At 61.0% G+C, this 13,710-nt stretch carries 14 protein-coding genes and 2 pseudogenes; 12 read left to right on the top strand and 4 right to left on the bottom strand.

Features of this window, described 5'->3' with window-relative positions; translation table 11 throughout:
• Window positions 1–17: 17 nt before the first annotated feature.
• From BLV20_RS29465 to BLV20_RS29455, 3 genes are all read right to left on the bottom strand, one after another.
• A complete protein-coding gene (locus BLV20_RS29465; RefSeq protein ID WP_092305885.1) occupies window positions 18–2,267 on the bottom strand; it encodes a TonB-dependent siderophore receptor in 2,250 nt (749 codons plus the stop codon).
• 73 nt (window positions 2,268–2,340) lie between these two features.
• Entirely contained in the window at window positions 2,341–3,714 is a 1,374-nt protein-coding gene (locus tag BLV20_RS29460) for a HAMP domain-containing sensor histidine kinase (protein ID WP_092305884.1), read from the bottom strand.
• Entirely contained in the window at window positions 3,714–4,406 is a 693-nt protein-coding gene (locus BLV20_RS29455) for a response regulator transcription factor (RefSeq protein ID WP_092305883.1), read from the bottom strand. The genes BLV20_RS29460 and BLV20_RS29455 overlap by 1 nt, the downstream gene beginning before the upstream one ends.
• A 175-nt stretch (window positions 4,407–4,581) precedes the next feature.
• Here BLV20_RS29455 and BLV20_RS29450 point away from each other — a divergent pair, with 175 nt between their 5' ends.
• From BLV20_RS29450 to BLV20_RS29395, 12 genes and pseudogenes are all read left to right on the top strand, one after another.
• Window positions 4,582–5,178 (top strand): type II RES/Xre toxin-antitoxin system antitoxin, encoded by a 597-nt coding sequence (locus tag BLV20_RS29450; protein WP_092305922.1) that lies wholly within the window; start codon window positions 4,582–4,584, stop codon window positions 5,176–5,178.
• Complete coding sequence (locus BLV20_RS29445) at window positions 5,178–5,675, top strand: RES family NAD+ phosphorylase (RefSeq protein WP_092305882.1); 498 nt, start codon at window positions 5,178–5,180, stop codon at window positions 5,673–5,675. The genes BLV20_RS29450 and BLV20_RS29445 overlap by 1 nt, the downstream gene beginning before the upstream one ends.
• 326 nt (window positions 5,676–6,001) lie before the next feature.
• Window positions 6,002–6,430, top strand: coding sequence for a PAAR domain-containing protein (locus BLV20_RS29440; RefSeq protein WP_175540282.1), 429 nt, complete (start codon window positions 6,002–6,004; stop codon window positions 6,428–6,430).
• Window positions 6,427–7,002 carry a PAAR domain-containing protein gene (locus BLV20_RS29435; RefSeq protein ID WP_256577912.1) on the top strand — a complete coding sequence of 192 codons (576 nt, stop codon included), beginning with the start codon at window positions 6,427–6,429 and terminating at the stop codon, window positions 7,000–7,002. The genes BLV20_RS29440 and BLV20_RS29435 overlap by 4 nt, the downstream gene beginning before the upstream one ends.
• Window positions 6,999–7,700 (top strand): VRR-NUC domain-containing protein, encoded by a 702-nt coding sequence (locus BLV20_RS29430; RefSeq protein WP_092305880.1) that lies wholly within the window; start codon window positions 6,999–7,001, stop codon window positions 7,698–7,700. The genes BLV20_RS29435 and BLV20_RS29430 overlap by 4 nt, the downstream gene beginning before the upstream one ends.
• A gap of 15 nt (window positions 7,701–7,715) precedes the next feature.
• Window positions 7,716–8,804, top strand: coding sequence for a DUF3396 domain-containing protein (locus tag BLV20_RS29425; protein WP_092305879.1), 1,089 nt, complete (start codon window positions 7,716–7,718; stop codon window positions 8,802–8,804).
• A gap of 182 nt (window positions 8,805–8,986) precedes the next feature.
• Window positions 8,987–10,447 (top strand): PAAR domain-containing protein, encoded by a 1,461-nt coding sequence (locus BLV20_RS29420; RefSeq protein ID WP_092305878.1) that lies wholly within the window; start codon window positions 8,987–8,989, stop codon window positions 10,445–10,447.
• Window positions 10,444–10,833 carry a hypothetical protein gene (locus BLV20_RS29415; RefSeq protein ID WP_092305877.1) on the top strand — a complete coding sequence of 130 codons (390 nt, stop codon included), beginning with the start codon at window positions 10,444–10,446 and terminating at the stop codon, window positions 10,831–10,833. The genes BLV20_RS29420 and BLV20_RS29415 overlap by 4 nt, the downstream gene beginning before the upstream one ends.
• 215 nt (window positions 10,834–11,048) lie before the next feature.
• Window positions 11,049–11,135: pseudogene (locus BLV20_RS29410) on the top strand (DUF3077 domain-containing protein); the annotation flags it as partial.
• Between the two features lie 410 nt (window positions 11,136–11,545).
• The gene (locus tag BLV20_RS29405; protein WP_092305876.1) at window positions 11,546–12,367 is read left to right on the top strand and encodes a formyl transferase; all 822 of its coding nucleotides are present in this window, start codon (window positions 11,546–11,548) and stop codon (window positions 12,365–12,367) included.
• Window positions 12,368–12,383: 16 nt separating this feature from the next.
• Window positions 12,384–12,449 (top strand): annotated as a pseudogene (locus BLV20_RS31940) (DUF3077 domain-containing protein); the annotation flags it as partial.
• 179 nt (window positions 12,450–12,628) lie between these two features.
• On the top strand, window positions 12,629–13,249 hold the full coding sequence (locus tag BLV20_RS29395; protein WP_092305919.1) for a dihydrofolate reductase family protein: 621 nt from the start codon (window positions 12,629–12,631) through the stop codon (window positions 13,247–13,249).
• 121 nt (window positions 13,250–13,370) lie between these two features.
• Here the strand turns inward: BLV20_RS29395 and BLV20_RS29390 are convergent.
• Window positions 13,371–13,710 (bottom strand): IS30 family transposase (locus tag BLV20_RS29390; protein ID WP_139192764.1); only part of this gene is annotated, 340 nt, incomplete at its 5' end.

Below are 13,710 nucleotides of genomic sequence, written 5' to 3'. Positions count from 1 at the left end.
GCGATCTCGTTATAGGTTCAGAACGATGCTGTCAGGCTGGTGTACAAGGTGCGGCCGGGTTCGTTGTAAGTGGCGGCGCCGGCCCCGGCGATGTTGTTCACGCCCTGGGCGTTGCCTTCGCGGTACAGGCGTTTGTCGAACAGGTTGTCGACCCCGGCGGTCAGGCTCAGGTTGCGGGTGAGGGCATAGGTGCCGCTGACGCCGGCAATGGCATAAGGCGACAACTGGTTATTGGCGCTGCCGGTCACGCGGTCGCCGTGGTAGTCGTATTTCTTCGGCGTCTGCTTGCCGTACCAGGCCACGCTGGCTTGCAGCGACAGGTCGTCGGTGGCCTGCCAGTCGAGCATCGAGTTGAGGGTGAAGCGCGGGGTTACCGACAGGTAGTCGCCGGTTTCCTTGTTTTTCGATTGCAGCATGTAGGTGAAGTTGTTGCTCCACTTCAAGGCATCCGCCAGGGGAACGGTCAGGGTGCCTTCCAGACCCTCGACCAGGGCCTTGGGGACGTTCTGCCACTGGTAGATCGCCGCGTTGCGGTAGCTGCCGCTGCCGCCCGTGGCCTGGCCCACCGGCGCCATGCCGGATTCGACCTTGTTCTTGTAGTCGTTGCGGAAGTAGGTCAGGCCCGCCACCCAGCCGTCGGCCTTGTACTCCAGGCCCAGTTCCTTGTTGATGCTGGTTTCGGCCTTGAGGTTCTCATTGCCTTGCAGGTAGCAACTGGTGGTTTGCCCGTAACAGCCCTGGCCACGGCTGTAGAGCAGATAGTCGGGGTTCAGCTGGTACAGGTTCGGCGCCTTGTAGGCCCGGGCGATGCCGGCCTTGAGGGTCAGGGTCTCGGTCAGGGCGTGGGACAGGTTGAGCGACGGGCTCCAGTTGTCGCCGACGATGCTGTGGTGGTCGAAGCGCAGGCCGGGGGTGAGCATGGTGCCGGGCGCCAGCTCGATGTTGTCTTCGGCGAACAGCGAGAAGATCTGCGCCGAGGACGAGGTGTCACGGCCGCTGCTGGCAAGGCCGCCGACCGAGCCGCCTTCGCTGGTGCTCTGGGTGTTGGCGCTCGGGTCGTCGAGCTTCTGCTGCACCCACTCGCTGCCCAGCGTCAGGGTCTGGTCCAGACCGACATGCAGCGGCAGGTTGACCTCGCCGTGGGCGGTGAGGTCGCGCAGCACCGCGGTGTAGAAGTGGGTGTCGCTGAAGATGCCTTCGGTGCCACCGGCCAGGCCTTCGTTGATGCGGCTGTTGCGGGTCTTTTCGTATTGCAGGTAGGCCATGGAACTGCCGAAGTCCCACTCGCCGCGATGGGTCAGCGCATAGTTTTCGCGGTAAGTGCGGTTGGTCTCGTGGCCGAGCATGCTCTTCACGTTGGCGTTGCTGTTGGTGTTCTGGGTGTCGCCGGTGTAGAGGTTGCCCTGGCGGCTGAAGCCGGCTTCGATGTCCAGGGTCTGCTCCGGGCTCAGGCGCCAGCTGAGCAGGCCGTTGAGGTCCTTGTTGCGCACGCCTTCGCGGCCGGCGGGCAGGGTCCCGGCCTGGTTGCCGGTGCGCGCCGATTCGTGGCCCTGGTTGATGTCCCAGTCGTCGGCGTCGGTCTTGGCCACGTTGCCGTAGACCCGGTAGCTAAGGTTTTCGGTAAGCGGGCCGTTGAGGCCGAAGCTCATGCGCTTGGTCGCGCCTTCGTCCTTGTGGGTCGGGAAGGAGCTGTAGAGCGTGGCGTTGCCGTGGGTTTCGGCGCCGGCCTGCTTGGTGATGATATTGATCACGCCGCCGGCCGCGCCGTTGCCGTAGCGGGCCGCGGCCGGGCCACGGATGACCTCGATCCGCTCGACCTGGTCGGCCGGCACCCAGTTGGTGTCGCCACGGCTGTCACGCTCGCCGCGCCAGCCGTAGCGCACCGAGTTGCGGCTGCCCACCGGCTTGCCGTCGACCAGGATCAGGGTGTTCTCCGGGCCCATGCCGCGGATGTCGATCTGCCGGTTGTTGCCGCGCTGGCCGCTGGTGGAGTTGCCGGTCAGGTTGACCCCCGGCATGGTACGGATGATCTGCGACAGGTCGTTGGCCGGCGGACGCTTCTGGATGTCTTCGGCGGTGATCACCGACACGCCCGGGGCCTGCTTGGTCTCTTCCTTGGCGGTGGCGACGATGGTCTGGGTCTGCAGTTCCAAGGCCGGCGGCCGGGTCGGCTCGGCATTCTCGGTGGCGGCCTGCACGGCGCAGGACAGCAGGTAGCAGCTGGACAGCAGGAAGGGTGCGAAGGGGCGCAGCGAACGGGACGACATGGTTGATCTCCGGGGGCAGCCTGGAACAGGAAGATCACGAATGATAATGACTGTTATTTGCGAGTAAAGCGCATTAACTTTCTAAACACTTCTCGCCATCCGTCGCCGGCAACAGCAGGTGCAGGCACAGCCCCGGCCGGGCGTTGCTGGCCCACAAGCGGCCCTGTTGCAGCTCGATGGCGCGACGGGCGATGGCCAGGCCCAGGCCGAAACCTTCGCTGCTGTCGTTGCGATCGTTGTTGGCCAGGCGCTGGTAGGGCAGGAAGATTCGCTCCAGGTCCTGCTCGTCGACGCCGGGACCTTCGTCGCGCAGGCACAGGTGCCAGAAGTCGCCCTCGCGCTGGCCGCTCAAGCTCACCCGACCGGTTGCCGGCGAATGGCGGATGGCGTTGCGCAGCAGGTTCTCCAGGGCCTGGGCCAGGCTGTCGAGGTGCACCTGCACGCGGCAGTCGAGGCCCAGAGTGCAGGGCAGGCGCTCGGGGGCCCAGCCACTTTCGAAGCAGGCGTCTTCGCGCAGGGCTTCCCACACCGAGAGCACCAGCACCGGTTCGGTGGGCAATTGCGGGCGTTCGGTGTCCATCCAGGCCAGGTCCAGGGTGTCTTCCAGCAGGCGCTGCATGTCGGCGATCTCGCGGTCCAGGCGCTGGCGCAGCTGTTCCGGCGCCAGCCGGCTGTCGTGGGCGATGCGCAGCCGCGCCAGGGGCGTGCGCAGCTCATGGGACAGGGTGCGCAGCAACAGCCGCTGCTGGCCCAGGCTCTGGCGCAGGCGTTCGGCCATGTGCTCGAAGGCCAGGGCCAGTTCACCGAGCTCGTCGCGCCGGTCGAGCAGCGGCGTGCCTGGGCCGTCGCTGTCCAGGTCGTCGGCGCGCAAGGCATCGGCGCGGTCGCGCAGGCGGTTCAACGGCACTACGAGGTGGCGATAGATCAACAGGCCGAGCAGGGCGGCCAGCAAGGTCGGCAGCAGGCCATGGCTGATCAGGTGGGTCCAGGGCGTGAGGCCGCCGGGCAGCAGGTGTTCGGGCAGTTGCAGCACCAGCCGGCCCTGTTCCGGGTGCTGCGGGAACTCGATGCTGACATAGGGCAACTCGTCCTGCAGGCGCCGGCTCATGGGCCAGTCGAGCTTGCGCATGAAGGTCAGGTGGCTGGCTTCCTCGGCGCTCAGCGGCGTGCTGCCCAGGCTTTGCAAATGCGGGCCGATGATCGCCACCCAAGTGTCTTCCCTGACCGACAGCTCGGCGCGAAAGCGCTCGACCCCGGGCGCCCCTTCGCGGTGCCAGATGTCCTCGGCCTGCTGCGCGTAGCGCGCCAGATACACCCGGTCGGCGGGGTCGAGGAAGTAGGTCCGGCGTTCCGCCGAGAGGCCCCAGATCCAGATGATCCAGGTCAGCAACAGGCAGAAGCTGACCTGCAACAGCGCCAGCTTCCACAGCAGGGGATGGCGACGCATCAGGCTTTTTCCGTGTCCACCAGCAAATACCCCTGGCCGCGCACGGCCTGGATCTGCACATGGTTGGCGCCGATCGCCGCCAGCTTGCGCCGCAGGTTGCAGACATGCACATCGAGCCCGCGATCCAGGCGGGTGTAGATCCGGTGCAGCACCTGCTGATAGAGAAACGCCTTGCTCAGCGCCTCCCCGGGGTGCTGGTGCAGGGTGGCCAGCAAGCGGTACTCGGAGCCGGTCAGGCCGGCGCCGCGGCCATGGTGGCTGACGTCCTGGGCCAGTTCGTCGAACAGCAATGCGCCGTCCTCGCGGGCCACCGGCGCACGCTGGGCCATGGCCATGCGCCGCAGCAGCGCGTCGGCGCGGGCATCCAGTTCGGCCAGGCTAAAGGGCTTGGGCAAGTAGTCGTCGGCACCGCGGGTGAAACCGGTGATGCGGTCCTGCTCGGCGCCTAGCGCCGACATCAGCATCACCGGGATGGTCTGGTCGCGGCGCAGGGCTTCGAGCAACGACAGGCCGTCCAGGCCGGGCAGCATGATATCCAGCAGCACCAGGTCGAAACGCCCGGCCCGCACCGCGGCCAGGCCCTGGGTACCGTTGGCGCAAGCGGTCACGGCAAAGCCGCGCTGACGGAAATGCGCGTCCAGATCGTGACGCAGTCTGGAGTCGTCTTCCACCAGGAGCAGGTTAGGGGACATGGTTGGCTTTTCTTAATGAGAATATTTCACAATCGCGAATATCTCATTTTTGTCCGGGGCTGCGCAATTGCGCGAAGCTTCACCGGGCCTGGCGACCGTTGGTAAGCTGGTGGTTCTTTCTTTTGCCAAATGGCATTAATGTAAATGCCATCTGTCATCAGGCAGGGAGATGATCATGACTGCTGCAGCCAAGAATACCGCCACCGTAAAACCTTCAGCCAAGGCTGAAAAGGCCCAGGGCGAGGCGCTCAAGCCTGCCGCCAAGGCCGAACCACGCAAGCCATCGGCAAGCCGCATCCGCAGCCCCAAGGTCAAGCTGCTGCGCGAAGAGGCGGCGGTCTATGCGCTGCCTTCGCCCATGGTCCGCGGGCTGCTGCCGGGCACCGACGCCGACGACCCCATGGCGGTGTTCAGGGCCACCCAGCTGGGGTTTTCCCTGGGCGCGGTGATCGAGCTGGTGGAGTCGGTCGAGGCCTTCAAGCGCTACAACGTGCTGGCGAAGATCGTCGGATTTTCCGAGCGCACCCTGGCGCGGCGCCTGAAGAACCAGGAGCAGGCCCTGACCCCCGAACAGAGCGCCCGCGCCTTGCATTACGCGCAAGTACTGGAAAAGGCCGAGGCGGTGCTGGGCTCCCGGGCGCTGGCCGAAGAGTGGATGACCCAGCCGGCGCTGGGCCTGGATGGCGAAGTCCCCATCGACCTGCTGGCCAACCCGGTGGGCTATGAACTGGTGACGGACTTTCTGCACCGGCTCGAGTTCGGGGTCTACTGATGCTCACCGACCCCTTGGCCCCGACCCTGCATTTCTGGCGCCTCGACCAGGCCCGGCATGCCTCGACCTGGAACAGCGGCATTGGCGCCGAAGGCAGCGGCGGGCGCTGGAACCCCAAGGGACTGCAAGTGGTGTACGCCAGCCTGGACGCCTCGACCGCGATCCTGGAAGTGGCGGTGCACAAGGGTTTCAAGGCCCTCGACTGCCTGCCCCACACCCTGACCGCGGCCCGGGTGCTGGACCCGTCGCGGGTCCACACCGTCCGCCCCGAAGACATCCCCAACCCCAACTGGCTGATCCCCGGCACCCCCAGCCACAGCCAGCAAGCCTTCGGCGCCAGCCTGCTGGAGCAGCACCCCTTCGTGCTGATCCCCTCCAGCGTGTCGCGCCATAGCTGGAACCTGCTGATCAACCCATTGCTGGCCACGGGGTTGTATGAGCTGGTGTTGCAAGAGCGCTTTGCGCTGGATGGGCGGTTGAGTCCGCCGGAGCGGTGAGGGGGCTGCGCGCTTCAAGTACCGGCACCTGGGCCTCCCATACCCTCTGCGTCTGACGCTACAAAGAGACTTTTGATGTCTTCAGTTCAGAACTGTCCTACAGCCCGTTTGTAGCCATCTAGCGTAACGTCCCATCGCCAACTGCTGACAAATTTGCCTCCATCCTGATGGGGGCATTTTTTTGGCAATGTGGAAGCGGACAGGATCCCAATGAAACTGTTCACGTACTAAGTCTGGCCAGCGGGGGCGCTCACTTACCTCACTCGATAGGCAGGCCAACTCACGCTGCCCTTAGGCGGCATGTACAACTTCAAGGAAGGCCCATAGTGAAAAACACAGTAGAGGAAGGGCAGCACCTGGCCGCCAAGTTCATGGCGAAGCACGCCGCACGCCCCATAAAAACCACTTATGACCTTGCCACGCTAGGTGCCAAAACCCGTCTGGGGGGCGAAGTCGCCACGGCCAGTTCCAGTGTAAAAGTCAGCGGCCATGGAATCGCCTGTGTGGGCGACCGGGTACGTTACCCGGACGGCACCGAAAGCAGGATTGTCTCCGGTGCCGGCGCTGCGCTGACCCACCAGGGTCGCCCGATGGCCACTGTGGGCAGTGCCACCGACAACGGCGACACCATTATCAGCAGCCTGCAAAACTGTGCGCAGATTCGGGAATACGCCGATGGCGATGGTATCCCCGGGTTGCTCCAACCCGGCTTTGAGGTGCCATTCAGCTCTAGCGAAAGCAAGACTTCTCGCTGAGGCCTCCAGCCTATCTCTCGACGCTTCATCATGCTCAGGCAAGGAACTGCGCAATGAGTGGAAAACCCGCCGCCCGCGTCACCGATCCAACGGCTTGCCCTCTGCCAGGCCATGGCACCAATCCCATCGCCAGTGGTTCTCCCGATGTCTTTTTCGACGGCCTGTCCGCCGCCCGAAAAGACGATGTATCCGCGTGTGGCAGTCCGATCGTATCCGGTGTTTCATCGAGCGTTTTCATCAACGGCCAACCCGCAGCCACCCTGGGCAGCATCGGGGCGCACGGTAACGTGATCATCGGCGGCTCGGGCACGGTCATCATCGGGGATGCGTTCGTACCGGCTACCGTCTCTCCCATCGCATCGCTGGGCACTAGTACCGCGCCTTATTCCGGACGCTTCCAGCTCGTTGACCAGGAAACGGGCAAACCCGTTGCTGGGCGCAAGGTCAAGGTCTGGTCCAGTGGCGGTTGGAACACGCTTGACACCACGGATGCCGAAGGCATGACCTTGTGGGTCAACCACGAGGCACCGGAGTCCATCCATATCGATCTGGTGCAGGGGGGCGAAGCATGAGCGATCAGCCCAGCCTCTCTCAGGGTGGCATGAGCCCGGAAGGCAAGATCAACCCCGTTGGCATTCTGGAACCCAAGCTCGATCCGCAGGACAAAAAGGTGCTGTGCTCGGCGATCTGCTATTGCAGTGCCACGCCTAACGTCAGCCAGGATGGCAAGAACCTCAAACAGGCGTGCGTTGCCCAGCGCCTGGGCGAACTGGACGAAATCCTGCAAGGCCGTAGCCCCTACAAGCCCGAGGTCAGCTACGACATGACCAAGAACCCGCCGCAGCCGATTCTGGACAGCCAGACCGGTAATAGCCCGCATGGATGGATTCCAGGTTGGATCAGCAAGTACTGGGACGAAGACCCGGAACATCCGACGTTCAAGCCGGGCCGAGGTATGATTCGCCGGCCCGATGTGGTGATCGTTAAAGACCCGAAAAAGCCGCCGACCCAGGACAATATCAAGCAGGTGGTGGAGATGAAGTTTCCGCCTGATCCGTCAAACCAAGGCCAGATAAGTGCCTACGCAGAGATTGCAGGTGATGACGGAAAAATTGTCGAAATGAAATCTACCGATTGCGACTGTAGCCAGGAAAACCAGCAGTCCAAGGTTCCCGTGGAGCAACTGGGATGGGCTGCGGCTATCGCTGGTGGAGTGATGTTTATCCTGACGCGCGGTCGCTCCCCTCGACCCATGATCCCAGCCTATTAATTCGGAGGAAGTCTTATGGAACAGGAGTTCAATTTGGCTGAGGAGCTGGCCAAACAGCCTCATCTGCTGGAAGTGCCCGGCAACCTGCTGATGAAGGGTGGTCCCGAGGACTATATCGGCGCCGTGTTCTGCGTGCGGGGCACGCTCTATTTCAAGGAGGCCCATACCCCTTTGGTGCGCGAGGCGCTGTGTCAATGCTTCGACGAGTTCAAGCGCCTGGCCGGGTCTTATCTCACCTGGCTTTGGCGTGAGGAGCCGCCAGAGGGCAAGCCGCTGACTGCGTACCCTGATGCAAAGCCATTGCGTGAAATGCTGGCCAGCATGGATGAGGATTACCCGCTGAGCTTTTACTACACCAGCGGCAAGCAATCTAACGATGCGAGCCCCTGGTTCTTCGAGATTTTTGGTAAGTCTGCCTGGGAGAGTCGAGTCGGGCGGGATCTTAGCATTTTGCAGTTCTCTATCCCGCAGCTGTACCAGGAGCAAAACCCACTTAAGTTCCTGCAACTATTCATCAACTTCTCGCGGCGACTGAACCCGGAGCAGGGCTATGCTGGCCATGCCTACAACCTCTCAATAACCAACCGGGACGATAATCAGCCGACTGAGGCTTTCATGGCTACACGCATGCCTGGCTTGGATGTCGGCACTGCGGCGTTGCTGGCTAACCGCCCGAAGTTCAAACACCCGAAGATCAAGACCGTCAGTTGGCTAACCGTACTCGATCAGGAACGCTTGGACCTCGTTGGGGGGCTGGACGCTTTGCGCGCCCAACTGCCGTCCAGTCATTTCGCTTTCTACGACTACGGTGCCGGCGTGGTGATCCAGGCCGGAGCTTACCCCTACCTCGGCGGTGATGCCGAAGACCCGAGACCCGCCCCCTACGTACTGCTGAACCATGTGCTCAAGGGCATCCGCTACGAGACCGTGGGCTCGTTGCACGGTGGCTCCCACGACGGCGAACTGCGCCTGGTCGGCTGGTCGGCCGATCAGTGGCTCAAACGCCTGGATGTGGATGAGAGCGAGATAGCTGGCTGGCGTGCCAGGCTGCTTGCTGACGAACCCAGCCTGGACGTTGCGAGCACTCTGGTAGAGCGCCTCTGATGCCACTGGAACAGGGGTTCAATTTGCTTGTGAAACTGTAAGCCGTACCCAGGGTTCTCCCGCTTTCGTTCCTACGGCTCATAGCGACTTTTAAGACAGAGGGTTGGGAAAGCTCCCATGTTACGACTTTTCCGCATTGATAGGGTCGGTGCCTGAATTTCTCAGACACTCAGGATGTACTCATGGCCTATGTCATCAGGGAAGGGGACCCGACCACGACCGGTGGGAAGGTTATTGCAGGTTCGTCAACGACCATCGTTGAGCACCGCAAAGTTGCACGCATCACCGACCCGGTGTGGTGCCCGGTGTGCCAGTCGGTGGGGTATATCGCGGAGGGCCATAACACATGGCTGGATAACCAACAGGCTATCGCGGTGGAAGGGAGCGCCGTTCAGTGTGGTTGCCCTGTAGGTTCCAACCGTCTTGTCGCCACTCAATCTTCTGTCCTCTCGGATAATCAGCCAGCGGTCCCTGTTCCCGCCGCCTTGGTGCCGCAAGTTGTGGCGAATACCCATCAATGGGCCGAAGCGATCAGGCGAGGATATTCGCAAAACGAATTTGCGGATTCGCTGCCGCGCGATCAGGTGAAGGGGCTGGCGCCCATCAGCGAAACGGCGCTGTCAGCGCCTGCTCGGCTGGCACAACAAAGCGTAGAGCCAGGCTTTTATATCGTTCAGTCCCCGATGAGCCGTGCCGCCCTCGAAGTGGTGCTTTTCGGTCGGCCCGACGCGGCCCTCCTGGAGAAATTTCGTCGGCTCAACCCCCAACTGACCGACACCGCCAAACCCGGCCAGATGGTGGTCCTCAGCCATCCCGAAAACCATCAGTGCAGCCGTGAAGAAGCACTATTGATGGACGCAGCGCAAAAGGTCAGCGCCGCGTTGGACACCCTCACGGCCGAGGAGGCGGCCTTTATGGTCCAGTACCGGCAGCAGATCGAGTCGGTCCTGTCTTATGGCTCAACCAACCTTGGGGTCGCGACCACTGCCGCCGGCAACCATCTGGACGGTATTAAAAGCACCTTGCGGGAAATCGAATCCCTCCACCAGACCTACTTCCTGCGGGATGGGCATCTACGCAGTGTCCAGTTCTTTGTCGAACGGCGGAAGCTGCTCGCCCGGCTGGACGCAAACCTCACCACCATCACGAAAATGAGCATCGCCTTTCCCGATCACCCTGACCTGAAAAGCGCCCTGGGAATTTCCAGCCGCAGCCTGGTTCATCATTGGACCAAAGCAGGAGCAGTGGGGCAGATACCAGGGTATGCGACGCATATCGAGGGCGTGTCGAAGGCTTCCACGGTGCTCAAGTATGGTGGCTGGATTGGCACGGCTTTGGGCGGTGGAGCGTCTTACGTGAAAGTTCAGGATGTTTGTTCTGCGGGGAATAAAGAGGCTTGCGAGAAGGTGAAGTTTACTGAGGTGGGGAGTTTTGTTGGTGGGGTGTTCGGAGGGGCAATCGCCAGCCCGGTTTTAACCCAGGCTATGACTTCCATCTGTGCTGCAGTTGCTGTTCCTACAGGGGGTATGGGCGGTGTTGTCTGTGGCTTGGTGGTGGTTGGAGCGGGGAGCTATTTGGCAGGGAAGGGCGGAGGGGCCTTTGGAGAGCTCCTCGGAGAAAATATTTATACGGTCGGGCAATGAGTAAGTTAAGTACTGCGGAATACGTGCTTACCTTTTTGGGTGTAGCCACGTTTTTGGGTGGGGGAGTTACTGCAGGGGTGTATTTCTATCTGAGTTGCACCCGAATGGATGAGATTTTGGGGTATGTAAAAAACTGCAAAGTAGTAAATAACCAAAGGTATTACCTTTATATAGGGGCTTGGGGTCGATTTTTAATGGTTGGGATGATTTCGGGTGCCTTGGCATACTCTAACTATCAAATTAGAAAGGGGATGATGGATGCTGGTGATGTAGATAATTTTCCTGAGCCGCTCAAGCGGAGGCTGATTGCAATGTTTAACATGCAGTTAGTATTTCTGGTCTGTCTAATAGTTGAGTTTATTATTCTGAAGTTGATCGGGCCGTGAAAAGTGGCGTTATTTATGAGGTTTTCAATTGAGCCTGCTTAGCCTGGCGGCAGTTGTGCTTGCATTTACATTTGCCGGAATACTCGTTGGTGTCTTTGCCCTGATGGGCGTTTTTCTGTATGTCGGATATTCACGTACGGAGGAAATGCTGGGCCATCTTGAGAATTGCCAAGCAATACAGCAAAGAAAGTTTCTTATGCACGTCGGGCCGTGGGGCCGCGCACTTTCTGGCGGAGATGGGCAAGGCGGTGATCGATGATGTGGGGTTGGGGCTGAGGGAAGAGGAGGTGTTGCAGGTTTAACCGGTAGGGGAATGCTGGATAGAGCGCCGTTTCTGGGTGGCAGGGAAACGGCGTTTTTTATGGCGCTCACCTCGGCAGCGCACAGTCGATTTCCCAAAGTCTGGTTCGGCTATCTTTCAGGGAGTGAGGCCGGTGGATCGCAATGACCGTCGGCGTTCCCTGCAGCCGGGCCATCCACGACCTGTTCTCGCAGCCGTTCGAGTTGCTGCTGGGGCGCCGAATCGGTCGGGAGCTGCCCGGGGACGTAGCGATGACAAAAGAGCAACTATGCTAGGTCTGATGCGGGAATTGATTGAGCCGATCGGGCTTTGCGTCCTTACGTCGTGGAACAGCAATGGGAATGGGCTTGATCCGCTTGGGTTGAATTGACCGTCGCTGCATCTCAAGGTCAGTCTGTTGGAGGTCTGAAGTTGCGTATCGCTTTTCTGGTGAACCGAGACGTGGAGAGCAATCTCACGCTCAACTTCCTATTGCCCGAGATCCACGAGAGCACAGTGGGGATCTTCCTTTCGGAGAGAGTGGGAGCGGGCAGGCAGGTACCGCGCATGCTCGGGCAACTCGCATTGATCGAGCAGGACTTCTTCAATGCCTTGGCGCCGGGGTTGATCGGATCGAGCGACCAGGTCGGCAGCGGGCATCGATTCGGTTTTGCAGAGTTGCAGCAACGCTTTGGGGTACCTGTGCGGGTGTTGCCCAGCTTGCGGGAACCGCAGGGCCTGCAAATGCTGCAGGATGCGGGAGCGGATCTGTTTGTCTCAATCCGCTTTGGTCAAATCCTCTCCAATCAAGCGTTGGTCATTCCGTCACGCGGCGTCCTCAACCTTCACTCTGGCCTCTTGCCTCAGTATCGAGGCGTTCTCGCGACGTTCCGGGCGCTGCTCAATGGTGACCCGGAGATCGGTTGCACCCTCCATTGGATAGACAGTCCCGGCATTGATGTGGGGCGCATCATTGAGACGGCGCGTGTGACGGTCGAAAAGGAGCGCTCCTTGCTGTGGCACATCCTTTCACTTTATCAACCAGGCGCGCGCCTCATCCTGGACGCAATCAGACGTCTGGAGCGCGGCGAGCCCATGACGGGGGCGCCTCAGGATCCATCCGCAGGGGCCTATTACTCCTTTCCCAGCGAAGAGGACCTGATGCGTTTCACGACACTGGGGTGGCGGCTCTTCGATCGCGAGGATGTCTGGGATCTTTTCGAGTCGTACGGTTTTCCGTTGCGCACGCTTTGAGCGTTGAACGGCCCTCGCTGCCGCCATGGAAGAGCAGGGCAAACGTTACGCCTGGGCCGCGCACTTTCTGGCGGAGGTTTAACAGGGCGCCGTTTCCGGATGGCCGGGAAACGGCGTTTTTTATCGCGGTTACCCGGCATCGCACCGTCGATTTTCCGGCGTCTGGTTCGACTATCTTTCAGGGAATAAAGCCAATGAGTCGCCATGATCGTTGGCGCTTCCTGCCTGAAAACTTATATGCAGACGAATCAGGAGAAGATCATGCGCAAGCTTATCGTTGCCGCTTTCATGAGTCTGGATAACGTCATTCAAGCCCCCGGCGGGCCCGATGAGGACACCAGCGACGGGTTCCGCTTCGGTGGCTGGGTGGTGCCCTACGCCGATGAACGCTTCGGCCAGGCCATGGAAGAGCTGTTCTCGCAGCCGTTCGACCTGTTATTGGGGCGGCGTACCTACGACATATTCGCGGGCTATTGGCCGCATATACAGGCCGGCTCAAACAACAGCGCCATCGCCGACCTGTTCAACCGCGTGCCCAAGCACGTGGCCACCCACAGTCCCGACACTCTTGATTGGCACAACAGCCACGCGCTGCAAGGCAACCTTGCCGACGCCATACAAGCCCTCAAACAGCAGGACGGTGCCCACCTGCTGACCCAGGGCAGCGCCGATCTGGTGCGCCAACTGCTGGCCGCCGGGTTGGTGGACGAGCTGCGGCTGATGATCCATCCCATTGTGTTGGGGCGCGGCAAGCGGTTGTTTGACGATCATGCCCAAGCGTCGGCTTTTACTTTGGTGAACTCGGCGAGTACTCCTGGCGGGGTGTTGATTGCCCACTATGTTCGCAGTGGTGATGTACAAACAGGAAGTTTTGAAGAGTAGGAAAGACCGTGACGGCGTTGGAAACCTGCGCCTCTGGTGGAGAGTCGCCTCTGGAGTGTCAGAGCGTTGGCTTCGGGGCAAAGGCGGGGGTGGTTGTGAGTGACCGCTAGCGGCTGTGGATTCAACCGGTCGACGCAACAGATTGGCTAAATCGTTCAGCGGGTGTTTCGTAGTCTAGTGTTTTCCGAGGGCGGCTATTTAGCTGCCTTGCGACTTCATTGAGCGTGGCTTGCGAGTGATCCGCAAGGTCGGTTCCTTTCGGGAAGTACTGCCTTAACAACCCGTTGGTGTTCTCATTCGATCCCCGTTGCCAAGGACGATGAGGATCGCAGAAGTAGACCTTGATGTCGGTAGCCACCGTAAAGCGCTTATGGTCAGCCATCTCTTTTCCGCGATCCCACGTCAGCGATTTGTAGAGTTCTTGGGGTAAGTTGCGGGCGCTTTCGATCAGGGCGCTGATG

The sequence above is a fragment of the Pseudomonas sp. NFIX28 genome (genome assembly GCF_900107395.1).
Lineage (GTDB): Bacteria > Pseudomonadota > Gammaproteobacteria > Pseudomonadales > Pseudomonadaceae > Aquipseudomonas.
The sequence above is the reverse complement of the archived record's forward strand: the minus strand, read 5'-3'. Positions and strand labels throughout refer to the sequence as shown.